The organism is Gluconobacter sp. R75690 (genome assembly GCF_015244525.1).
GTDB lineage: Bacteria > Pseudomonadota > Alphaproteobacteria > Acetobacterales > Acetobacteraceae > Gluconobacter > Gluconobacter potus.
The window spans coordinates 278829-302326 of record NZ_JABCQB010000001.1; the positions used below are offsets into that span (position 1 = coordinate 278829).

Annotated in this window: 20 protein-coding genes; 12 read left to right on the top strand and 8 right to left on the bottom strand. The window is 62.3% G+C overall.

Translation table 11 applies throughout. The features are described from left to right. The first annotated feature begins 20 nt into the window (after positions 1-20). The 3 genes from serS to HKD27_RS01305 all read left to right on the top strand — a co-directional run bounded on the left by serS (position 21) and on the right by HKD27_RS01305 (position 2903). Positions 21-1283: a serine--tRNA ligase gene (serS, locus tag HKD27_RS01295; RefSeq protein ID WP_194688189.1), complete on the top strand. Its 1263-nt coding sequence runs from the start codon at positions 21-23 to the stop codon at positions 1281-1283. A 12-nt stretch (positions 1284-1295) separates the two neighbouring features. Next, positions 1296-2039 carry an META domain-containing protein gene (locus tag HKD27_RS01300; RefSeq protein WP_194688188.1) on the top strand — a complete coding sequence of 248 codons (744 nt, stop codon included), beginning with the start codon at positions 1296-1298 and terminating at the stop codon, positions 2037-2039. Positions 2040-2291: 252 nt separating this feature from the next. Further along, entirely contained in the window at positions 2292-2903 is a 612-nt protein-coding gene (locus HKD27_RS01305; RefSeq protein ID WP_155723162.1) for a helix-turn-helix domain-containing protein, read from the top strand. A gap of 36 nt (positions 2904-2939) precedes the next feature. Here the strand turns inward: HKD27_RS01305 and HKD27_RS01310 are convergent, their stop codons facing one another. Continuing rightward, positions 2940-5444 carry a helicase-related protein gene (locus tag HKD27_RS01310; RefSeq protein WP_194688370.1) on the bottom strand — a complete coding sequence of 835 codons (2505 nt, stop codon included), beginning with the start codon at positions 5442-5444 and terminating at the stop codon, positions 2940-2942. A 135-nt stretch (positions 5445-5579) separates the two neighbouring features. Between HKD27_RS01310 and HKD27_RS01315 the strand changes: the two genes are divergently transcribed. From HKD27_RS01315 to HKD27_RS01325, 3 genes are all read left to right on the top strand, one after another. Then, positions 5580-6467, top strand: coding sequence for a ferredoxin--NADP reductase (locus HKD27_RS01315; RefSeq protein ID WP_062456300.1), 888 nt, complete (start codon positions 5580-5582; stop codon positions 6465-6467). Positions 6468-6493: 26 nt separating this feature from the next. Continuing rightward, positions 6494-7888 (top strand): glutathione-disulfide reductase, encoded by a 1395-nt coding sequence (gene gorA, locus HKD27_RS01320; RefSeq protein ID WP_194688187.1) that lies wholly within the window; start codon positions 6494-6496, stop codon positions 7886-7888. A gap of 80 nt (positions 7889-7968) precedes the next feature. Further along, complete coding sequence (locus HKD27_RS01325; protein ID WP_194688186.1) at positions 7969-10008, top strand: FUSC family protein; 2040 nt, start codon at positions 7969-7971, stop codon at positions 10006-10008. 6 nt (positions 10009-10014) lie between these two features. Here HKD27_RS01325 and HKD27_RS01330 read toward each other — a convergent pair whose 3' ends face one another. Together HKD27_RS01330 and HKD27_RS01335 are read right to left on the bottom strand one after the other, a co-directional pair. Beyond that, a complete protein-coding gene (locus HKD27_RS01330; protein ID WP_194688185.1) occupies positions 10015-10839 on the bottom strand; it encodes an alpha/beta fold hydrolase in 825 nt (274 codons plus the stop codon). Positions 10840-10903: 64 nt separating this feature from the next. Further along, the gene (locus HKD27_RS01335; RefSeq protein WP_081107264.1) at positions 10904-11311 is read right to left on the bottom strand and encodes a hypothetical protein; all 408 of its coding nucleotides are present in this window, start codon (positions 11309-11311) and stop codon (positions 10904-10906) included. 219 nt (positions 11312-11530) lie between these two features. On the opposite strand from HKD27_RS01335, the gene alkB reads away from it, so the two are divergent. The 5 genes from alkB to gltX all read left to right on the top strand — a co-directional run bounded on the left by alkB (position 11531) and on the right by gltX (position 16729). Continuing rightward, positions 11531-12184 (top strand): DNA oxidative demethylase AlkB, encoded by a 654-nt coding sequence (gene alkB / locus HKD27_RS01340; RefSeq protein WP_194688184.1) that lies wholly within the window; start codon positions 11531-11533, stop codon positions 12182-12184. Between the two features lie 47 nt (positions 12185-12231). Further along, complete coding sequence (locus tag HKD27_RS01345; protein WP_194688369.1) at positions 12232-13623, top strand: class II 3-deoxy-7-phosphoheptulonate synthase; 1392 nt, start codon at positions 12232-12234, stop codon at positions 13621-13623. Then, on the top strand, positions 13620-14834 hold the full coding sequence (locus HKD27_RS01350) for a nicotinate phosphoribosyltransferase (protein WP_194688183.1): 1215 nt from the start codon (positions 13620-13622) through the stop codon (positions 14832-14834). Before HKD27_RS01345 ends, HKD27_RS01350 begins: the two co-directional genes overlap by 4 nt. Continuing rightward, the gene (locus HKD27_RS01355) at positions 14831-15295 is read left to right on the top strand and encodes a hypothetical protein (RefSeq protein WP_194264174.1); all 465 of its coding nucleotides are present in this window, start codon (positions 14831-14833) and stop codon (positions 15293-15295) included. Before HKD27_RS01350 ends, HKD27_RS01355 begins: the two co-directional genes overlap by 4 nt. 99 nt (positions 15296-15394) lie before the next feature. Then, positions 15395-16729, top strand: coding sequence for a glutamate--tRNA ligase (gene gltX / locus HKD27_RS01360; RefSeq protein ID WP_194264173.1), 1335 nt, complete (start codon positions 15395-15397; stop codon positions 16727-16729). A 44-nt stretch (positions 16730-16773) separates the two neighbouring features. Here gltX and HKD27_RS01365 read toward each other — a convergent pair whose 3' ends face one another. The 4 genes from HKD27_RS01365 to cysS are packed head-to-tail and all read right to left on the bottom strand — an operon-like array spanning position 16774 to position 20806. Then, on the bottom strand, positions 16774-17658 hold the full coding sequence (locus tag HKD27_RS01365; RefSeq protein WP_194688182.1) for an aldose 1-epimerase family protein: 885 nt from the start codon (positions 17656-17658) through the stop codon (positions 16774-16776). Between the two features lie 13 nt (positions 17659-17671). Next, positions 17672-18637, bottom strand: coding sequence for an ion channel (locus tag HKD27_RS01370; RefSeq protein WP_194264171.1), 966 nt, complete (start codon positions 18635-18637; stop codon positions 17672-17674). 31 nt (positions 18638-18668) lie between these two features. Further along, complete coding sequence (locus tag HKD27_RS01375) at positions 18669-19445, bottom strand: RNA methyltransferase (RefSeq protein ID WP_194688181.1); 777 nt, start codon at positions 19443-19445, stop codon at positions 18669-18671. Positions 19446-19447: 2 nt separating this feature from the next. After that, positions 19448-20806, bottom strand: coding sequence for a cysteine--tRNA ligase (cysS, locus tag HKD27_RS01380; protein WP_194688180.1), 1359 nt, complete (start codon positions 20804-20806; stop codon positions 19448-19450). Between the two features lie 86 nt (positions 20807-20892). Between cysS and HKD27_RS01385 the strand changes: the two genes are divergently transcribed. Next, positions 20893-22287, top strand: a complete 1395-nt coding sequence (locus HKD27_RS01385; RefSeq protein WP_194688179.1) for an MATE family efflux transporter — start codon at positions 20893-20895, stop codon at positions 22285-22287. Here HKD27_RS01385 and HKD27_RS01390 read toward each other — a convergent pair. After that, a complete protein-coding gene (locus HKD27_RS01390) occupies positions 22241-23455 on the bottom strand; it encodes an MFS transporter (RefSeq protein WP_194688178.1) in 1215 nt (404 codons plus the stop codon). The two genes, HKD27_RS01385 and HKD27_RS01390, sit on opposite strands and share 47 nt — an antisense overlap. Positions 23456-23498: the final 43 nt, after the last annotated feature.

Genomic DNA, 23498 nt, shown 5'->3' on the forward strand with positions numbered 1-23498 from the left:
ACCTGCCGGAGCCCTGAACCATGCATGACCTGAAAGCCCTGCGCGCCGACCCGGCCGCTTTTGACGCTGCTCTCGCACGTCGGGGCCTGTCACCCGTGGGACAGCAGCTTGTCAGTGATGATGAAGAACGCCGCGCCGCACTCGCCGCGCTTCAGGAAGCACAGGGCGCACGCAAGGCGCTGGCCAAGGAAATCGGCCTGCTCAAGCGCCAGAAGCTCGATACCGCCGAGATCGAAGCAAAGGCTGTGGCCCTGCGTGACCAGATTGCCGGTCTGGAAGAGCGTGCCAACACGATCCAGACCCGTATCGACGACGTGCTGAAATCCCTGCCGAACCGCCTCGATGCCTCCGTGCCGGACGGAAAGAGCGAAGGCGAAAACGTCGTCGTCCATGTCCGTGGCGAAAAGCGCGAATTTGCTTTCGAGGCAAAGCAGCATTTCGAACTGGGCGAAGCGCTGGGGCTGATGGATTTCCCGACCGCCGCCAAGCTGTCGGGCACGCGCTTTGTCGTCCTGCGCGGTGCGCTCGCCCGTCTGGAACGCGCGCTCGGCCAGTTCATGCTCGACACCCACACGACCGAGTTCGGCTACAGCGAAACCAGCGTGCCGCTGTTGGTCAATGACGACGCCATGTATGGCACGGACAAGCTGCCCAAGTTTGCCGAGGACTCGTTTCGTACCGAAGACGGCCGCTGGCTGATCCCGACCGCCGAAGTCCCGCTGACGGCCTCTGTCATGGGCGATATCCTCCCGACCGATGCCCTGCCGATCCGCATGACCGCGCTGTCGCAGTGCTTCCGGTCTGAGGCCGGCTCGGCCGGACGTGACGTCCGCGGCATGCTACGCCAGCACCAGTTCACGAAGTGCGAACTGGTTTCCGTCGTGAAGCCCGAAGACAGCGACGCCGAGCACGAGCGCATGACGCAGGCCGCCGAGACGGTTCTGGAGCGTCTGGGCATCACCTTCCGCCGGATGCTGCTCTGCGCGGGCGATACGGGCTTCGGTGCGGCCAAGACGTTTGATCTGGAAGCCTGGCTTCCGGGCCAGAAAGCATGGCGCGAAATTTCTTCGTGCTCGAATACGCGCGATTTTCAGGCACGCCGCATGAATGCGCGCTATCGTGCCGAGAATGGACCGGCCTTCGTCAACACGCTTAACGGGTCCGGTCTTGCTGTCGGTCGGACGATGATCGCTGTTATGGAGACATATCAGAACGAAGATGGCAGCATCGATATTCCAGAGGTTCTGCGTCCTTACATGGGCGGGCTGAACCGCATCGGCTGAGGACTTTCAGGCATGATCACGATCCGTCGTTTCGCGTTGGCTCTTCTGGCCGCAGGCTCCGTTCTCGCCTCATGTCCCGCCGAGGCGGACAGCATGCGCACCCTGCACGGTGAGGCGCTGTACCGTGAGCGCATGGCCCTGCCGCCGGGTGCCGTCCTGAGTGTCTGGATCGAGGATACAGGTGCCACGCATGGCGCCCCCCTGGTCATGGCCGAGCAGCGCGAAGAGATCCATCGTGGCGTGCCCATCCCCTACACACTGACCTACCCGGTTCTGCCGCCGGGCGGACATTACGTGCTGAATGCCGAAATCACGGTCGAGGGACGCAGGCTTTTTGCCACGCCGGACGGCGGCACGCCTCTGGATCATCCCCGGCTCCTGCTGCGGCATGTGGCGGGCACGGCCATCCGCGCGCCTTACGGGACATGGCGGATCCAGAGCGTGGGCAATCTTCATTTCGACAATACTGCCGAAGCGCCTGGCCTGACCCTGCAACAGGATGGTACGGTTTACGGCACGGATGGCTGCAACCGTCTGATGGGGCATTTTACCCTCTCAGGGCAGACGCTTCATTTCCTGCCTCTCGCCATGACCCGGAAGGCCTGTCTGCCAGCCCTGATGACGCAGGAGCAGCAGATCGGGGCTTTTCTGCCGAGCGTGACCTCATGGTCGCGTGACAGCGAAAATCATCTGGTGCTTCATGGAAATGGGTCTGTTGGCAGCACAATGGTTCTTGTCCCACAGGATGCCCAGTAGCCTTTCCAGCCAGCCATCTCTGGTCGGATTTCAAAAAAACTTTTGCTGTGTCACGCTTTTTTCGAAGGACAGAGGGGTATCACGCCTCTTTCCCTGAAAGCGGAAATAGGACTAGTATGATCCAGCTATCTCCATATTCCAGATGGATTGAGCAAAAAGATCTTCTCCCGTCATTGCGGGAGTCCTCTGACCGGCAGAGGTTTTTTGTCGCATGGCGTGACGCGCTATTGCTATCAGGCCGGAGGCTTGGGAATGAAAACAACGATCCAGCTTGGGCTGGGACAGAAATGGACGGCATCGGCCACTGCGAAGCAGGGGGCAGGTGAGGTCAGGGAGATCATGACTCTCGGAGCCGGTCGGGTTGGTTTCCGGGTGGAAAACCAATCGCTGGCTCTGACGCAGGTCTCCGAGGCGGCGTATAGGGTATGGATCACAGAGACGGAGGCCATATTGACCAGAGATGCCATCCCAGCGGCGCAGCTTTCTCCGGGGCTTGAACTCGGTCGTCGCATCCGGCTTCTGCGGGAAATGGCCGGGCTAAGCCAGCAGCAGCTTGCGGAAAAAGTTGGAATTTCGCGCTCGGCCGTTGCGTTCTGGGAAACGGGCCGCTCGGGTCATGTCGGCAAGCATCTGGGAAGCCTCGCGCAGGTTCTGGGCGTCGAGCCCGAGGTCCTGCTGACAGGGATGGCCTACAAGGCCATCCAGGCGACTCTTACTCCAGACGAAAACACGATGCTTACCCTCTACCGGCAGCTTGATCCCCTCATCAAGCTTCAGGCCCAGAAATGGATCGAGCGTCGGGTGCGCAACAAGACGGACGAAGAGCAGGACACAAAGTCTGTCCGTCAGTCTAAAAGGGCCTGATCTCCCGGCCTGACAGGTGTCAGGCCGGCCTGCGTTTTATGACGGCCGCTTGCGCGGTCCCCCCGGTCGCCGGTTTCCTTTTGCAGGAAAGCTGCGGCCGCCCGGCTTTTTGGGGCCGGAAAAACCCGCCCTGCTGCCCGGTCTGTCGGTATGGCCGCTGCGGCCTGGGCGGCCCCCGACGCGCTGCTGCTTCTGACTCTCGCGCATCCGGCTCTGTGTTCGCAGGACCTGCTCGATCCAGTCGTTGAGAATGGACGTGTTGATTTCCGCGTCCTGCCGGGCCGGATAGGCGTCGGGGAACCGCAGCGCGAGCCAGCGCCATGCCACCAGCCGCTTGTGCCGCTTCTCCGCCCGCTCAAGTTCCTCACGCCCGGCCTGCTCCGGATGCGGCAGGCGTCCCGTGCCCGGCGGTGGCACCGGCCGGCCCGCAGCATGGTCCGCCGCCCACTGGACAAGCCGCTGGATACCGTTATCGCGCTCGTCAATCGGGCACATGGCGTAGGTCCAGCGCGTCGACAGATCGAGGTTTTCCACGCCTTCGAGAGCGGCTGCGATTTCCAGCGCCTGTTCCATATCGGCGAGGCGGTAGTTCGGGTCATCCGCCCGCAGAACGGCGTGTTTGATGCGGGTCAGGACACCATAGAGACTGTCGCTGCCGATCTCTTCGGCCACGGCCCGGACAATGTCCGAATCCGGCTGCACGAGAGGGCGCAGTTCCTTGATCTCTTCGGGCGGGGCGCTCAGCATTTTGCGGACAAAGGTCGGGCTGCCGGCACCGGCGAGCACACAGACCAGCCCGCTCTCATGCTTGCCGTAACGTCCCGCGCGGCCGCCGATCTGCTTGACCTCCTGGGAGACCAGATCGCGGGTCTGACGTCCATCGAATTTGCGCAGCGCACTGAACACCACGCGCCGGATCGACAGGTTCAGTCCCATGCCGATCGCGTCCGTCGCAATCAGGATATCGGCCTCGCCATTATTGAACCGGGCGGCTTCGGCGCGGCGGACTTCCGGGCTCAGGGCTCCGTACACCACGGCAACACGACGCCCCCGCGCCATAAGCTCGGCGCGGAGATCCAGCACTTCGCGGCGGGAGAAAGCGATGACGGCATCGCTGGGCTTCAGCTCATCGAGATGCAGCGTCTCGCCTGCCTTGAGCGGGCTCTTGCGTTCGAGATGGATTTCATCCACCGGATCGTCGCAGAGTTCGGCAATGCGCTTGACCAGCGGAATACAATCCGCCGCCCCCAAAACGAAAACATGCCGGGCGGGGACACCCATGATGGCGGCCGTCCAGGCGGCACCACGGTCCGGATCGGCGAGCATCTGCGCTTCGTCGATGATCGCCACGTCCACCGGATTGTGGAACGGACACATTTCGACCGTCGCTGCCAGATGGCGCGCGCCCGGCATTTCAATCCGCTCTTCACCCGTGGACAGGGACGCCGGAACGCCGCGTGAGAGCAGGGACTCGCGGAATTCGTGGGCCAGCAGTCGCAACGGTGCGAGCGCCAGACCGCTCTCGGCATTCGCCAGCGCATTGAGCGCCGTATAGGACTTTCCGGAGTTCGTCGGACCCGTCACCAGCGTGATGCGGCGTTTCAGCGCACGCGCCGTGCGGAAATGTCCGGCAAACCGGTCCAGCGCGGCTACGCGGGCAATGGCGGCATTACTACCCGCCTTGTTGCCCAGATCCAGAACTTCCGGCCGGTCCTTGGTTCCGCTGCGCCACTGCGGAAGGAACGTCCGGAGCCGCTTGAGCTCCGACGGGTCGAAGAAGAACAGTTCGATCCCGTCCGGACGGGTTTCGCGGCGGGCGATGGGAATCCGGTTTTCGGCAATCCAGCGCAGGGCCTCGCGGCGCGAACAGTGCAGGACATTCGGCAGCTCATCGAAGCTGACCAGCCCTTCTTCCCACTGGCGCAGACGCTCAAGCTCACGCGCCCTGCGTTCTTCCGCACGGGCCTGAATATCGGCCTGTTCGCGGGCACGGCGTTCTTCGGCAATGCGCAGATCGTCCTCGAAGCCGAGATCGACGCTGCCGAATGCGGCTGCGATGCTCTGCGACAGCTTTTCAAGCTGGCCGCTCGACAGGATCACGCCGGTATCGGCTAGATCGGCGCGGACATCTTCCAGCACGGCACGCGGGGAGTCGCCCATTTCCTGCCAGCGCGCCATCAGGACATCATCAAGCGTCCGGCGCAGGGCTGGCATGTCGGCACGCGGATCATGGATGCGGGCCGCGGCTTCCTGCGTATCCGGCTTGCCGACCCAGACTTCGCCGGCCCTGCGGCACACATTCATGAGCTGGGAGGCCCAGGTCTTGCGGCGCACGACGCACAGCGCCTCGATCAGTCCGTCATGGGAAAGGGTCGCCTCCGGCCCTTCAAGCCTGCGCGCAACCTGCCGCAGCAGGGCAGGGCGCTCGCGCGGCGTGATGTCGAGCGGGATCCCGAATTCAGCCTCGGCCCGCTGAAGGGCGCGTTCGGCCGGGGAAAAAGAGTCGGAAAGAGTGGCGTCCGGCATGGAGTCGTCTGTCATAAGAGTCTTGTGCGTCATTCCGGCATGCGCTTCAACGCGCATGGGTTTCCCGAGCGGCAACGATTGGGCTAAAAGACCCGACCATTATCAGGTCCGTGACCTGTTATCCGTTCCGAACCGGAGACAGAACCAGACATGTCCACCCCGACTTTTGCCGCCCCGACTCCGACCATCGACGAGCCCCTGACCGGCCTGGTGCCGTTCGAAGGCCATCCGAAGCAGTACCGCCTTGCCGAACCCAGCAAGGAATACGCCCATCTGTATCCGGCGAAGGTGCTTACGGTCCATCACTGGACGGACCGCCTGTTCAGCTTCACCACAACGCGTGATCCCGGCCTGCGTTTCGAAAACGGCCAGTTCGCGATGATCGGCATCGAAGTCGAAGGCAAGCCGCTGCTGCGCGCCTATTCGATCGCGTCCGCCAACTATGAAGACCACATGGAGTTCCTCTCCATCGCGGTTCCCGATGGCCCGCTGACCTCGCGTCTGCGCCATGTGAAGGTGGGCGATACGGTCCTGATCGGCCGCAAGCCGGTTGGCACGCTGCTGCTCGACAACCTCAAGCCGGGCCGTAACCTGTACTTCCTGTCCACGGGGACGGGTCTGGCGCCGTTCATGAGCCTCATCAAGGATCCCGAGGCTTACGAGCGCTATGAGAACGTGATCCTCAGCCACACCGTCCGTATTTCGGGCGAGCTGGCCTATGAGAACCACATCCGCCACGAACTGCCGGAGCACGAGTTCCTGGGCGAGTTCGTCAAGGACAAGCTGCGCTACTACCCGGCCGTGACCCGCGAAGACTATGCCGTGACCGATCGCATCACCAAACTGATCGAGACGGGCAAGATCTTCGAGGATCTGGGCATTGACAAGCTCGATCCCGAGCATGACCGCGTCATGATCTGCGGTTCTCCGGAAATGCTGGCCGACACCGAAGCCCTTCTCGAGCGTATGGGTTTCGTGGAAGGCAATATGAGCCATCAGGGTTCGTATGTCGTTGAAAAGGCCTTTGCCGAGCGCTGAGGTCTCAAGAGGCACGAAAGGCCGGGATGATGCAGGATTTTGATCTGTTCGTTATTGGTGCCGGTTCGGGCGGGGTGCGCTGCGCGCGCATTGCCGCCCAGAACGGAGCGCGCGTCGCGATTGCGGAGCGCCGACACTGGGGCGGAACCTGCGTCAATCTCGGCTGCGTACCCAAAAAACTGATGGTCTATGCGGCCGAATATGGCCGCGAGATCGCCGATGCGCCGTCCTATGGCTGGGACGTCAAACCGGTTGCGCATGACTGGTCCACGCTGATCAGCGCCAAGGACCGCGAGATCGAGCGCCTGAACCGCATCTATGTCTCGATGCTGGAAAAGGCCGGGGTCACGCTGTTTACGGGTGATGCCAGCTTCGTGGACGCCCATATGGTCGAAATCGGCCCGTCCGAACTCGCGCCGGATGCGTCCGCCCAGCGCGTCCGGGCAAAGAACATCGTCATCGCCACGGGCTCCACGCCCACGCGCCTGAACATTCCCGGTGCCGAACATGCGATCGTCTCGGACGATGCCTTCCATCTGGCTGACCGTCCCGAGCGCGTCGCCGTGATCGGCAGCGGCTATATCGGCATCGAGTTTGCCGGGATTTTCGCGGGGCTGGGTTCGAAGGTCGATCTGGTCTTCCGCCAGCCTCATCCCCTGCGCGGTTTTGACAACGAACTGCGCGCCCATCTGGCCGAACTGCTGCCGCTGAACGGTATCAAGGCGCATCCCGGTCGCTCCCCGGAGCGGATCGAAAAGGTTGCGGACGGCTATCGTCTGCATCTTGAAGGCGGGGATGTCATCGAGACGGACTGCGTGTTCATGGCGACGGGCCGTCACCCCAATCTGGCCCCGCTGAAGCTCGACAATGCAGGCGTTGCCACGTGGGATGGCCGTATTCCGGCCAAGCCCGATGATGCGACGACCAACGTGCCGGGCATTTATGCCATCGGGGATGTGACGGACACCTATAACCTTACGCCCACGGCCATTGCTGAAGGCCACATTCTGGCCGAGCGTCTGTTTGGCGAACCGGGCCGCGAATGGTCCTTTGCCACGACGCCCAAGGCCGTGTTCTTCTCCCAGCCGCTCGCCACGGTCGGCCTGAGCGAAGAAGAGGCCGTGCAGAGCCACGACGTGGACATCTATACGTCCAGCTTCACCCCGATGCGCCAGACGCTTTCGGGCCGCAAGGGCAAGACCCTGATGAAGCTGGTTGTCGATGCAAAGAGCAAGATCGTGCTCGGTGCGCACATGATCGGTCCCGATGCGCCCGAGATCATCCAGGGCCTCGCCATTGCGATCACGGCAAAGCTGACCAAGCGGGATTTCGATCGCACGATCGGCCTGCACCCCACCAGTGCGGAGGAGTTCGTGACCATGCGGAGCCTCACACGTCACGTCCCCCGAAAAGCAGGCTGAACCATCATGGCGGCGCGTAACGGTCTTACGGAGGCCCCGCAGTCGGGCCGTCACACAGTTTCTGAAAGGCAGCACCGGGCATGAAGTTTGGCTGGCTGTTTGCCCCGTCCATCACGTCCGTCATGTTTGCTCTCCGCACCACGATCGCAGCGCTTCTGGCGCTGGCGATCGCGCTGTGGATGGAACTCGGTGAGCCGCAATGGGCGGCCATGACCGTCTGGATCGTCGCCCAGAATTCCCGCGGCGAGAGTATTTCCAAGGGCCGCTGGCGTCTCGTTGGCACCGTGATCGGGATTGTGATGGCCATCGTGCTCATGGCGGCCTTCCCGCAATATCCCTGGCTGTTTCTGCCAGCACTCGCGCTCTGGGTCGGGCTGTGTGCCGGTCTTGCGACGCTGACGCATAACTTCCGCGGCTATGCCCTCGTGCTGGCCGGCTATACCTGCACCATCATTGCGCTCGGTGCGGTCAAGGAGCCCGATCACGTCTTCAACGTCGCGATGGCGCGCGGCACCTATATTTTCCTTGGTGTGATCTGCGAGACGGCGATGGGCATGATTGCCCTGCCCAATGTCGCGGGCAGGGCGCGCGAGGAACTTCGCAAGCGTCTTCAGGGTATTCTGACCCGGGCCATTCCTGCCCTGACGGCTGTGTTGCGCCAGAAGCCGGGCGCTACGGATGACCTGTCCACCCTGCTGGGATCGCTTCAGGCTTCCAGCGACCAGATCGAATTCAGCCGCATCGAAATCCGCAGCGAGGGCAACGAGGTCGAGCACGCCTATGTCACGCTCGGGCTGGTCGCGCGCGTCCTGTCGCGCGGGCTGGGTCTGCGGACCCGCATGACGTCTGTCACGCATCAGCCCGAAGCCCTGCGGCCTTTTCTTGAAGACATGACTACTGCCCTGGACGGCCTGCCGGAGCGGCTTCTCACGGATCGTCGTGGTATTGCGGCCCTGGTCCAGACCGAAGCCCTTCTGGCGGAGTGCCGGGGCCGCATGCAGACGATCCTGCCTCGTGATGATGAGGACTCCCTGAACGAAGGGATCATTCTCACCGGCGTGGAAGTCATGCTCTCGGATCTGTGCGAGACGCTGCGTTCCTACCGGGCCAGCGTGGATGGCGCTCCGGTATCCGAACGCCATCGCCTGACCCGCAATCCGGACTGGCGTGCCTCGATGCGCAATGGCGTGCGCACAACGGTGGCCCTGCTGTTCGGTGCCTATGTTTGGGAAGTCACGGCCTGGCCACAGGGCGGCGTGTTCCTGACCTTCATCGCCGTGGTCTGCGCACGTTTTGCCACCTTCGAGAATACCGTCCTGCTGAGTGCGGCCTTCTTCTACGGTGCGGTTTTTGCTGCCCTGGCAAGCGTTATTCCGGTGTTCATCGTCATGCCGGTGACGGCCAATTATCCGTTCTTCTGCCTTGTGGCAGGCTTCTTTATGATGCTCGGCGGTCTGGCGTCTCGTAATCCGTCCACCGCCGTCATGGCGGCGTCCTATGGCACGTTCTTCCCGTTCCTGCTGGGCATGGACAATCAGGGACGCATCAACGAACTCGGCTGGTTCAACACCACCATTGCACTCCTTCTGGGGCTTGGTGCCGGTGTGGTGATTTTCCGCGCCGTGCTGCCCTTCACCCCGGCACGGGCGGGTGAGGTCCTGCGCTATCAACTCAAGCGGAGCCTGCGACGGCTCGCGCTGCCGGGCGTGGTGATGGACGAATATGTCTGGATCAATGAGGGCACGCAGAGCATGGAGCGTGCCGTGCGCTTTGCCGGCTCCCTGTCCAGTGACCGGGCGGAAGCCATGCTGCGCGGGACGCTCTCCGTCCTGACAGTAGGACGTAACGTGCTGATGCTCCGCAAACTTGCAGAGCATGGAAGCCTGCCGGATACGGCGGTGACGGCGGTGGATGGGCTGGTCCGCAACCTGCTGCGTCGCAAGCTGCCCCTGACCCATACGACCGCCACGATCGATCCGACCCTGGACGAACTCTATGCGCTGGAGCGTCAGTCACAGGATCCGTCGATCCGGCATGATCTGGTGCTGGCCATCGGCTCGCTGCTGATCGTGCGTACCGAGATGCCGGTCAGCAGGGCTTTCCTCAAGGGCGCGTTCTGAAGCCCGTCAGGGTGTGGCGAGGAACCGTAGCAGGTCTTCGTTTACCCGCTCGGCATGCGTCATGAACAGCCCGTGCGGGGCGCCGTCATAGGAAATCCACGTTGATCCCGGGATGGCGGCCGCAGCTTTTTCCCCGGCGATCTCTGCCGGGACAGTAGTGTCTCCCCCACCATGAATGACCAGCGTGGGAACGGTAAAGGCCTGAAGATCAGGACGGAAATCCGTCGTCCCCCAGGCATCCACACAGTCCAGCGTCGCCATCGGGCTTGCCATGCAGGCCAGAATGAACGTCCAGTCCAGCACGCCCTGACTGACCGGATGATGCATCAGGCTGACACCATAGAAATCAGGAATGAAATCCTTCAGGAAGCCAAAACGGTCCTGCCGGATCTTCTGCTTGACGCCGTCGAAGACGGAAATGTCCACGCCCCTGGGGTTGTCGGACGTTTTGAGCAGGAAGGGGACGACCGAAGACAGCAGCACGGTCTTGGAAATGCGTGAGCGGCCATGGCGGCTCAGATAGCGCGCAACCTCGCCGCCCCCCATGGAGAACCCGACGAGCGTCGCATCCCACAGGTCAAGCTGTTCGAGAATGACAGCCAGATCATCGGCCAGCGTGTCATAGTCGTAGCAGTTGATCGGATGGCCTGACTGGCCAAACCCGCGGCGGTCATAGGTGACGACGCGGTAGCCCGCCTCGACCAAAGCCAGCGTCTGCTTTTCCCACATGTCCCCGGTGAGGGGCCATCCGTGGATCAGGACGACGGGCCTGCCCGCTCCCATGTCCTTGACGTGAAGGCTCGTTCCATCAGTAGCGGTGATATACGGCATGGTTCTGATCCTCGAAGACATTCATACGAGGACCAGAACTTGCTGCCGGGAGTTTGGTTGCGTCTTACCAGCCGTTTCCGCGCGGGGCTGTCCAGCCATTGCCCGATGCGTCACCCAGCTGTCCGGACTGCGTATTGTTGCTGCCCTGATAGGACGAACCGAACTTGGAGATGTTCGCACCCGTCACGGAATCGCGCTCCACACCGGCTTCATGGTCCGGATCGGGGCCATGTTCGAACTCGTTGGACGGCGTGTCGGAATAACCCGGCGGCGGCTTGCGATGGCCGCGGGCACGGAAATGCTCACCGCCAGTCGTGGTCTGGGACTGCGCATCGCTCTGACCTGACTGCGTCGGAAGCGTCGTGCCGGCCGCGTAAGGCTGACCGAAGGATGCGGTCTGGGCCTGTGCCGCCCCTCCCAGCAGAGCGGTCGCCAGCAGGGCGTGGCAGAAGAAACGGGAAGAGGACAACATGTGATCCGGTCCTTGGCCGATCATGACAACAAGGCTGCCTTCCGGAGGAAACGCGACGTCAGGCTCTGACATCCCCGGCAAGGCGGCATATCAGTCTATAATCGGCCCGCTTTCCGCCGTGTTCAAGACTTCTTTTCCTCTGGAACCGTTTCAGGGCCACCCCATATCAGAGGACATGACGATATCAGTACGGGTTTTTTCGGTTCGGGGCGGTGACTGATGGATGATCTTCTGGCGTCCGTCCGTCCGCGAACCGTCCTGGCCGAAGGGGCCGTATGGCTGCCCGGCTTTGCCTTGGCCGAAGCACCAGCGCTCCATCAGGCCATTGCGGAGGTCTCCGCTCAGGTGCCTTTCCGCCATTTCCGCACCCGTATGGGCCAGATGTCGGCCGCGATGACATCGTGTGGCGCCTGTGGCTGGGTCGCCGATCCGTCCGGCTACCGCTATTCCCGAACCGATCCGCAGACCGGCCAATTCTGGCCCGCCATGCCAGACGCACTTCGTCACCTTGCGGTCCGGGCAGCAACTGAAGCAGGGTACGAGGGCTTCGACCCTGCGTCCTGCCTCATCAACCGCTATGGACCCGGAGCGAAAATGGGTCTGCATCAGGACAGGGATGAAGGGATGCCCGAGGCTCCGGTTGTCTCGGTTTCCCTTGGCGTACCCGCCCATTTTTCGTTCGGTGGCTTACACCGCACGGACCCGAAACGCATCATCGAACTGCTCGACGGCGATGTGGTGGTGTGGGGTGGGGTATCGCGGTTTGCGTGGCATGGGGTTTCGCCCATCCGCGAAACATTCCATCAGCAGACAGGTGCCATGCGATACAATCTGACGTTTCGCGCTATCAACGCCGCGCTTTTTCGGCCATAACCAGCGCCCCGCAACTTCTGCATTCACACTCATCCGGAGGGCATTTGATGCACCCCTCGAGCCAGACCCCGACGTCCACCAACACGATGTCCTGGTCTCCTGCAAGCTGGCGTTCCCGTCCCATCGTCCAGGCTCCATCCTATGCGGATGAAGCGGCGCTTGCTGCTGTCGAAGCTCGTCTGCATCGATACCCCCCGCTGGTTTTTGCGGGTGAAGCCCGCCGCCTCAAGACGCGCCTGGCCGCCGCATCGCGCGGAGAAGCCTTCGTCCTGCAGGGCGGTGCCTGCGCCGAGAGCTTCGACGAATTCACCGCCGACATCGTGCGCGACACGTTCCGCGTCCTGCTCCAGATGGCTGTCGTCCTGACCTTCGCCGCCAAGGTACCCGTCGTGAAGATCGGTCGTATGGCCGGCCAGTATGCCAAGCCGCGCTCGTCCAATACCGAGACGATCGATGGCGTGACGCTGCCCTGCTACCGTGGTGACATCATCAACGGTCCCGAGTTCACACCTGAGGCCCGTATCCCCGATCCCGCGCGCATGGAAACCGGATATTTCCAGTCCGCAGGCGTGATGAACCTGCTGCGCGCCTTTGCGCATGGCGGTTATGCGAACCTGCATCAGGTCCATCGCTGGAACCTCGGATTCGTCGAGCGTTCCCCGCTGGCTGCCCGTTATCAGGATCTGGCCCATCGCATTGATGAGACGCTCTCGTTCCTGCGCGCCTGCGGTTTCGATGGCTCGGCCTCGCAGATCGACGAGACGGAGTTCTACACGTCTCACGAAGCCCTGCTGCTGCCTTACGAACAGGCCCTGACCCGCGTGGACAGCACGAGCGGCGATTACTACGACTGCTCGGCGCATTTCCTGTGGATCGGTGACCGTACCCGCCAGCCGGACGGCGCACATGTCGAGTTCCTGCGTGGTGTGCAGAACCCGATCGGCATCAAGGTCGGGCCAACCACGACGGTTGCAGACCTTGAGAAGCTGCTTGAAATCCTTAACCCGAAGGATGAGGCCGGACGCATCACGCTGATTTCGCGCATGGGCAAGGACAAGGTCCGCGATCACCTGCCGCCGCTGCTCGATGCTGTGAACCGCACCGGCCGCACCGTGACCTGGCTGTGTGATCCGATGCACGGCAACACCACGACCACGGCCAGCAAGATCAAGACCCGCTCCTTCGACAACATCCTGGGCGAGGTTCTCGGTTTCTTCGACGTGTTCGAGGCCATTGGCCGCCGTCCGGGCGGCATCCATCTCGAAATGACGGGTCAGGATGTCACGGAATGCATCGGCGGTGCGCAGTGCCTGACCGAGGCCGATCTGGGCGGCCGCTATGAAACATTCTGTGATCCGCGCCTTAATGCGGAACAGTCACTTGAAATGGCCTTCCTTCTTGCTCAGGAATTGACGGGACGAGCAGGAAAGAAAGAATGACCGCTTCCGATCCCCACAATTCTCCTCAGGCCGCGCTTCAGCGCGCGCTTGGAACACTCGGCCCACTGGACGAGAAAACAATCGAAGCGCGAACGGACGCCTATTTCGGGCGAACGCGGCACATCGTGGAGCATTTCGGGGATTCCCGCGTCACCTATGCGGTGTTCATCCGCCGCCCGGTGATTGCGGCCTGTGGGCTGGTCGTCCAGTGGCTGAAGAACGTGGCGAAGGCTCAGGGCTTCGAACTGGACTGCCGGGAAATGTATGCCGAGGGCGAATGGGTCGGCGCGGGTGAACCGCTGCTGTACCTGACTGGCAGCTTCACCCGGCTGGCTTCGCTGGAAACACTGGTGCTCCAGCGGATCGGCGCGACCTGCGTGGCGGCCCATAATGCCTATCAAATGGCCATGGCCCTGCCGTCCATCCCGTTTCTTGCAATGGACGCCCGGCACTGCGCGGGTTTCGAGATGCAGGAACAGATGGCCTATGCCGCAGGCGTCGGCTCCCGTGCTGCGCAGAAGGAAGGGGCCCGCGGCTTCATCGGCAATGCCAATGACGCCACGGCCGGTTTCTTTGGCCTCGATGCCGGTTTGGGCACCATGCCCCATGCCCTGATCGGCTATGCCGGCTCCACGCTGCGGGCGGCGGAGATGTATGACGAGGTCTATCCGAACGATCCGCTCACGGTCCTTGTGGATTACTTCGGGCAGGAAATCACGGATGCTCTTGCTGTCTGCCGCCGCTTTCCCGAGCGTGCTGCAAGGGGCCATCTGAGTGTCCGTCTGGACACGCATGGTGGGCGCTTCCTTGAAGGACTGGACCCCCAGTCCTCATATGGAGTGCTTGAGCGTCACACGCCCGGCACCATCCGCCGCTACCGTTCCGATCAGGAACTGCGGGATCTGGTGGGGACGGGTGTATCGGCCGCAGCCATCTGGCGCATGCGCGAAGCTCTGGACCATGCCGGTTTCCACCATGTGAAGATCGTCGTGTCCTCCGGCTTCAATGTCGCTAAATGCTCGACGATGCGGGACGCTCATGCCCCGATCGACGTGATCGGCAGCGGGTCCTTCATCCCCGACCGCTGGTCCGAAACCTATGCAACGGCTGACATCGTGGCCTATGACGGGCAGCCCCGCGTCAAGCTCGGACGCGAGTTCCTGCTCCAGAAGGTGCGTGACAGCCACGAGACACCCAAGGACATTTCATGACCGACGATACGATTGACCCTGTCGAAGGCGCACCCGAAACCGTCACTGAGCCGGGAACGTGGAGCGTACGCATCATCGATTTGTCCGGCGCGTCGGAAGGCGAGGATGATACGGTCGAGGTCGTGAAAGACTTCATCGACCTGATGCATGCCAATGCCTATGCTCGCGCCTATGTCCGTGACAGCATCGAGCGCTGCCGTACGCCGGGGGCCAGCAGCAAGGAAGTGATCGAGAACTGGCTCGCCTTCGGTGAGAACGCCGAAGTCGTGGATGCTGGCGAAGACGGCTGGAAATCGTCCACGGAACTTGAGGACTTCGCCGCCAGCCGCGCCACTCCGATGGAGCGCGACTGGCGCGCCATTGACCCGCGCCGCCTCGTCGATGACGAGGAAATCGCTGGTCCGCCGGATGATGAAGACGACGAGGATGATGAAAACCGTCACGAAGTGATCCGTCACTGAACACCCGCTGCAGGGAAGGGGCATGCGCTTCTTCCTATGCGCTGCCTTTCATAAAAACCCGCTCTGGCAACGCGGCGCATCATGCGGCATTAAGGCGTCATGAAACTGCGCTTCGCTCCGTCCCCCACCGGTTACCTGCATGTTGGCAATGCGCGCCTTGCCGTCGCCAACTTCCTTTTCGCACGCCATAACGGCGCCAAGTTCCTGCTGCGGATCGACGATACCGATACCAGTCGCGGCAAGCCCGAATATGAAGAAGCCATCGGCAAGGATCTGTCATGGCTGGGGCTGAAATGGGACGAGTATGTGCGCCAGTCCGAGCGTCTCGACCGCTATGCCGAAGTCATCGAAAAGCTGAAGGCGTCCGGCCGTCTCTATCCGTGCTTCGAGACGGAATATGAGCTGAACGCCAAGCGTGAAGCCCGCATCCGTGCCGGCAAGGCGCCGATCTATGATCGTGCCATGCTCAAGCTCACCGCCGAACAGCGCGCCCGCGCCGAAGCCAACGGTAAGACGCCGCACTGGCGCTTCCGTCTCAGCGATGGCAGCCGCAAGTGGCAGGATCTCGTCATGGACGAGTGCTCGGTCAAGCTGACGGCCATTTCCGATCCGGTTCTGGTGCGTGGGGACGGGACGATCCTCTACACCCTGGCCTCCGTCATCGACGATCTGGACATGGGCATCACCCATATCGTCCGCGGCGAAGACCATGTAACCAATACCGGCGTGCAGATTGACATCGCCGAGGCGCTTGGCGCAAAGCCCGACCATTTCACCTTCGCGCATCTGCCGCTTCTGCTGGATTCCGATGGTGGCAAGCTGTCCAAGCGGTTTGACTCGCTGGCGTTGAAATCCCTGCGTCAGGACGGGCTGGAGCCGATGTCGATCGTCTCCTATCTCGCCCGCGTCGGTTCTTCGGATGATCCGCAGGTCATGACGATGGACGAGGCCATTGCGGCCTATGACATCTCGCATGTGTCCAAGTCGGCCGCCCGTTTCGACATGACGCAGCTTCTTGCCCTGAACCGGCGCGCACTGCACAACCTGCCGTTTGAAGCCGCGAAGATTCACCTGCCGCCCGAAGCCGACGAGACATTCTGGCATGCCGTGCGTGGCAATGTGGATCTGTCGGCTGAAATCCCGCACTGGTGGGACGTGGTGCATGGTACGATCATTCCGCCGTCCCAGCCGGAAGACCGTGCATTCCTTCAGCAGGCCCTCGACACCCTCCCGCCCGAGCCGTGGGGCGAGGAGACGTGGAAGGACTGGACCAACGCGCTCAAGGAGCAGTCCGGCCGCAAGGGCCGCAGCCTGTTCATGCCGTTGCGTCTGGCTCTGACGGGTGAGGACGCAGGGCCGGAACTGCATGTCCTGCTCGGCCTGATGGGCCGTGAGCGGACGGTCGCGCGTTTGCGGGATGCCATTCAGGCCTGAGCCTGTTGCCCGTCACGCTGTTCAAAAGCGCGACGGGCTTTTTTTCAGATTGCCCGGACGGACCAGAACGCCGTCCAGCTCTCACCCGGTTTCAGGTGCAGCAGACCGGGCTTGCATGAAAAATCATCCGCAAATCCCACCGGTGTCGCATATCCGTACCAGGGTTCGATGCACAGGAATTCCGCGCCTGGCTTTGTCCACAGACCAAGTTCCCGGAAGCCGCCCCAGACGAACCGGATGCCATGCCCGTCCGGATCAACCATATCCACGGACCGGCTTTCCGGCTTCTCCAGGATGAGGGCGTCTTTTGCAAACAGCGCATCCGTCAGGGGAAGAATATTGTCCCTGACCGGTGTATGGAACTTCTCGGGCAGCATCAGTCCATCGGCACCGATCCGGCGGACGGGCAGGGGCTCGTCATATTCAAAGACCAGCCTGTAGTTCTCTTTTGCTACCCCCTCCTTCAGCGGCCAACGGAACGCCGGGTGCGCGCCGAGTGAGGCATGGAGGGTCTGGCTGCTGTCCGGGTTGTGCAGGTGGTACGAGACCCGCAGCGTGGCATTCTCGATCAGATAGACCACCCGCAGGCGGAACGCGGCAGGAAAGAGGGCGCGGCTTTCCTCATCGTCCACGAGTTCCAGCGTGCAGCCTTCAGCCGTCCGCGCGATCCATCGGAACACCCGGTCCCGTGCCAGTCCGTGCTGTCTGAGATGCACGGGCTGCCCATTGAGCGTGGCCCTGTCATCGGGGAGCTTCCCGATGATCGGGAACAGGATGGGCGAATGTTTCGGCCATGCCGGCCCCGCGTTCCAGAGCAGGTCTTCCGATCCGCTGCGCAGGGCAACCAGCTCGGCGCCATGACGTCTGACCGAGGCCTTCAGCAGGCCGTTGCCGAAATCATGTCTGTCGTCCGTCACGAAATCCGTCATGGGATATCTCCTGTCAGGGGGTAGGATCAGGTGCCTTGGGCATATCGCCCGGCTCAGTCGTATGGAAGCGACGGAAATCGACCTCCACCCGGCCATCCGGACGATTTTCGATCATATCCGAAAAACGGTAACCGTGTTTCACATGTCCGATCTCATAGGCGTGACGGGCAAAAACGGTCTGGGACGAAATCTCGTCCGTACCATCCATTGTGATGATGATTTCCGCGTTCTGGCCAATCAGCGTCTCCGCGGACAGGCCGTAGAGCGGGCTGTGTTCGTCAATCAGATGGGTTGCGTTCAGGCTGATCCGGAAGATCGGCATGTGGGACTGAATAAGCGACAGCCGGTCGAACCGCCGGACCAGACGTCCACGCTCATCGGGCATCAGGCGCGTCAGGGTCATTTCGATATTGGCGGAGAGGATCAGGGTCCGGCGCTGGTTGGCCAGGCGGATCGTCAGTGTCGGGATCACGTCGTCATAGGATACGACCGCCACATGACTGAACAGCACCCTGGCGCGGGGACGGGAGAAACGGGCGAAGACCAGTCCGGTCGCCACGGCATTCAGCATCATGCCCGCCAGCACTTCGAAGGAGACGATCGTGTTCGTCAGCCGTCCGACGGGGGACATGGTGCCATAACCGACGGTCGAGATCGTTTGAACGCTAAAGAAAATATCGTCGAGGAAATCGCCGTGCGGGACACCGCTCACACTGTGAGGGATGACATAATACATCAGCGCGAAGGCGACATTGATGACGAGATACAGGCCCAGGGACGCCCAGAAGAACGTGAACCAGCTCATGGTCATCAGGGTATGGTAGAGGTCCCCGAAAACGCCTGCATCCAGACCGGTGCGGATGATGTCGCTCCGACCGTTCTCTTCGAGAACATGCGCGCGGATCCTGTTGACCGTTTCGACAACGGTCGGATGCTCCTGCGGTGTAACTGGCGCCCCGGGCTCAGGCCGGTGTGCCATCCGTTTCCTATGGCGCCAGTGGATCATGGGGTCAGCTCCTGTTCCTGCGGGCGCTGCTCAGTTCGCTGACAACGCCGTGAAGGGTGCGAAGCTCCTGTTCCGTCACTTCGCCTCGGGTGAAGAAATGACGCAGGTTCCGCACCATTCCGGGGCGTTTCTGCTCATTTCGAAGGAAATTGGTCTCATCCAGATCGCGGATGAGATGGGACATGAAATTCTCCATCTCCCCCTTGGTCGCCACATGCGTCTCATTGGTCATGAGTTCGCGCGGCGGCGTCATATCCTCCGTCAGGAACCACTCATAGGCCATGATGAGCACGGCCTGTGCGAGGTTCAGCGACATGAATTTCGGGTTGAGTGGATAGCGGACCAGCGTATCGGCGCGGGCCATGTCCTCGTTGTCCAGTCCGGCACGCTCGGGGCCGAACAAAATGCCGGTGCGCAGGCCGCGATTGGCCGCAACACGCAGTTCCGCCGCGGCTCCGCGCGCGGTCATGACCGGCTTGACCACATGGCGCGGGCGCGGACAGGTCGCGAAAATGCGGTGCAGGTCAGCAACTGCGTCGTCCACCGTTTCGAACACCGTCGCGGCATCCAGAATCCGGTCCGCGCCCGAAGACGCATACCAGGCGCGTTCCTGTGGCCAGCCGTCACGCGGGGCCACGATGCGCAGATGGAATAGCCCGCCATTCGCCATGGCGCGCGCCGTCGTGCCGATGTTTTCGGCAAGCTGCGGGCGCACCAGGATCACGACCGGATCGAAATCACCAAGAGGGCCGATATTCGCCCCGCCGTCACGTCCGGTCATGGTTACGCCTTCCGCCATGTTGTGCCACCAGGGCCGTCTTCAAGAGTGATGCCGTCAGCCGCAAGCTGCGCACGGATGGCATCGGCACGGGCGAAATCGCGGGCTTTGCGGGCTGCAAGACGCTCTTCAATCAGCTTTTCGATAGCGCCGGCGTCCACACCGGACTGGAACCACTCGGCAGGCGTGACATTGAACAGGCCCAGCAGCTTTCCGGCGGCCAGCAGGCTGGAGGCCGCGTCCTGATCGCCCTGCATGGCGGCATCCGCCAGCGGGTGAAGGGCGGCAATGGCCAGCGGTGTGTTCAGGTCATCGCACAGGGCGTCCATGACCGCAGCGGGGACGGCGGCGCCGGGCTGTGCGTTTCCGCGTTCAAGCGCCCGGTACAGCCGGTCCAGCACGCGGCGTGCTTCGTCCAGCTTTTCCCAGCTGAAATCCAGCGTGGAACGGTAATGCGCCCCCAGATACAGCAGGCGCAGCGGTTCGGCCGGAGAGCGGTCCAGCACTTCGCGGATCGTGAAGAAATTGCCGAGCGATTTCGACATTTTCTCGCCGTTCGACAGCAGCATCCCGTTATGAACCCAGTGCGTGGCGAACTTGCCGTGCGGATAGCAGCACATGGACTGCGCGCGCTCGTTTTCATGGTGGGGGAACAGCAGATCATCTCCGCCACCATGAATGTCGAAGCTCTCGCCCAGATAACGGTGTGACATGGCCGAGCATTCGATATGCCAGCCCGGACGCCCGCGCCCATACGGGCTGTCCCAGCCCGGCAGGTCCGGCTCGGACGGTTTCCACAGCACGAAATCGCCCGGATCACGCTTGTAGGGCGCGACTTCAACACGCGCACCCGCAATCATGTCATCCAGCGAACGGCCGGAAAGCTCCCCATAGGACGGGAAATTGCGCACCGCGAACAGCACATGCCCTTCGGCCACATAGGCATGGCCGTTCTCGACCAGACGCCCGATCATTTCCAGCATGTCGTCGATATGGTGGGTCGCGCGCGGCTCGATATCGGGCGGCAGAATGAAGAGTGACGCGAGATCTTCATGAAAGGCCTGCGTCGTGCGCTCCGTCAGGGCGGAAATGTCCTCCCCGTTTTCCTTTGCGCGCGCGTTGATCTTGTCGTCCACGTCGGTCACGTTGCGGACATAGGTTACGCGCGGATACATCGTGCGCAGCAGGCGGATGAGGATATCCGCGCACATCATGGCGCGCAGATTGCCCAGATGCGCGCGGTCATAGACGGTCGGTCCACAGAAATAGACGCGCACATTCGCAGGATCGAGGGGCGTGAACGGTCGCTTGTCGCGAAGATGGGTATCGTGCAGGCGGAGCACGTTTGCAGCAGGATCGGCCATACGCCGATCAATGCGCCAGCCTTGGTTCAGGTGCAACAGGCTTTGTTACTCTTGTCGGAAGGTTTGGCCCCTGTAATAGGGGGCGTATGAGCAGTGCCCTTTCCAGTCCGCCGACCGATCCGACAACCCTACGCAGTCACGCGCTGGCGCTCGTGCGGGTCGCTTTGCCCCTTGCCCTGTCGCAGCTCTCCGAAATGGCCATGGGTGTCACGGATACGATCCTGCTGGGTGGGCTGGGCGTGACGGAAGTGGCCATCGGTGGCCTGTCGAGCACGTTCTTCTTTACGACGATGGTGACATTCCAGGCCATTCTCGGCGGGGCGGGAGTGCTTCTGTCACATGGACGCGGCGCCGAAGAACACGGCAGGACGTCCCATGACGGTCGCAGCGTCATGAGTGCGACGCTCATGCTCGCCATTGCGGTGTTCATTCCCTGTGCCCTGCTGCTGGCTTTCTCAAAGACGATCTTTGGCATCATGGGGGAGCCGGTCGAAGTGGTGCTTCACGGCAGCCATTTCATCGACATCCTTCTGCTGTCGCTTTTGCCCGATCTGGCGGTCATCGGCGTCCTGCGGGTAGCGCTTCCGGCGCTGGGGGCAGAGACGCTGCTGCTGTGGATCATGCCAGCCATGGCAGTCTGCAATGGTCTGACCAATGCGGCGCTGATTCATGGCTGGGCCGGGCTACCAGCCATGGGGCTTTACGGTTCTGCAACCGCCACAACGCTGACCGGCTGGGTCGTCAGTTTTGCACTTTTCGGACTGTGCCTGACCCATCCGCGCGTCAGGGCGGTGCTGAAGCCAGCCCCCGTCCGCTGGGACGTTCTGAAAGACCTGCTGAAGCTGGGGGCGCCCATGATGATGGGGGCAGCGGCTGAAATCCTGATGTTCCAGATTACCAGCCTGCGGGCCGGCGAGCTTGGAACGCACAGTCTGGCCGCCCATCAGGTGGCGCTGAATGTCAGTTCGCTGCTGTTCATGGTGTGTCTGGCGATCGGGCAGGCAACCAATGTCCGCGTGGCGTACTGGCGTGGGGCGGGCCGCATGGAGCAGAGCCGTCGTGCGGCCCTGACCGGCACGGGCATCGTCCTGATATGGAGCCTCGCCACGTCCTCGCTATTGCTGATCTGGCCCGAGAAGATCCTGCCGCTCTATTTTTCGAATCGGGCGCCCGATCCCGAAACCACGGCGCTTGTCGTCATCCTTCTGCGGACTGCCGGGCTCTATCAGATCGTGGATGGCCTGCAATGCGTGTTCAGCGGTGCCCTCCGGGGCTGCGGCGATGCCGTCACACCCATGCTGATCGCCGTGGCGAGCTATGGTCTGATCGGTCTGGTTTTCGGAGGATGGCTGGCCTTCCACCAACATGTGGGTGTGGAAGGCCTGTGGATCGGCATGGCGCTGGCGCTGGCCACGACCTGCGTGGCCTTCGGGATCAGGCTGCTGCGTGTGATGCGGAAGCCCGTCCCTGCCAGATCGTGATGAAATAGATCAGCAGACCCAGAGCCGAGAACACGGCTCCGCCCCAGCCAACCGATCCCAGTCCAAACCCGGAGCTGACCAGTACGGCGCCCAGCCAGGCGCCAAAGGCGTTGGCCAGATTGAAGGCTGAATGATTCAGCGAGGCTGCCAGTGTCTGTGCGTCTCCGGCAACTTCCATCAGACGTGTCTGAAGGGCCGGGGAGAGCATGATGATCCCGGCCGGGACAAGGAATGTGACCGGCAGCATGGCGTAGGGCGAGGGCAGCAGCAGCCAGAATGCCAGCATGAAGACGATGCTTGCTGTCAGCGAGACGATCACCGTCCGGTCAATGCTGCGATCTGCCATGGTGCCACCAAGTGCATTGCCCGCCACCATGCCCAGCCCCCACACGACCTGATAGACCGCGACAAGCCAGCCTGGCAGATGCGTCACCTGCGTCAGGCCAGTCGTCAGGAAGGTGTAGATCCCGAACAGACCACCAAACCCGACTGCACTGGTCAGCAGCGTCAGCAGAACCTGTGGTCGCTTGAATGCACCGAGTTCGGACAGCGCGGTTGTACCAGGATGCGGTCTGTCACGTGGCGCGAAGAACCAGATCCCCACAAAACATAGCACGCCCAAAGCCGCGATGCTTCCGTAAGCCACGCGCCAGCCCACATGATTGGCGGCATAGGTAGAGAGCGGCGATCCGATCACCGTCGAAATCATGATGCCCGACAGCACCTGCCCGACGGCCCGTCCGCGTCGGGCACGTTCGACCATCGACGCGCCGATCAACGCCGAAACACCGAAGAAGGCCCCGTGAGGCAGCCCTGTGATGAAACGCATGAGTTCGATACCGGCAAAGCCCGGCATCAGGATGCTGCCGATATTGCCCGCGATGAACAGGCACAGCAGGCAGAGCAGGAGCGTGCGGCGGGGCAGGCGGGCACCAAGGATCGCAATCAGCGGGGCGCCGATGACAACGCCCATCGCATAGGCCGAGATTGCCCAGCTTGCCTGCGAAATGGTGATGTTCAGGGAATGGGAGAATTCCGGCAGCAGTCCCATCATGGCGAATTCGCCGGTTCCGATGGTGAAAGTTGCCAGCATGAGGGACAGCATGGCCGGTCCGACACCGTGGGGTGGGCGCACCCGCTCGACGTCGAGAGGTTCGATGGAGTCCATAAGAAGTAAGTCCGGGAATGGAGGTCAGGACCGCCCTGCCATT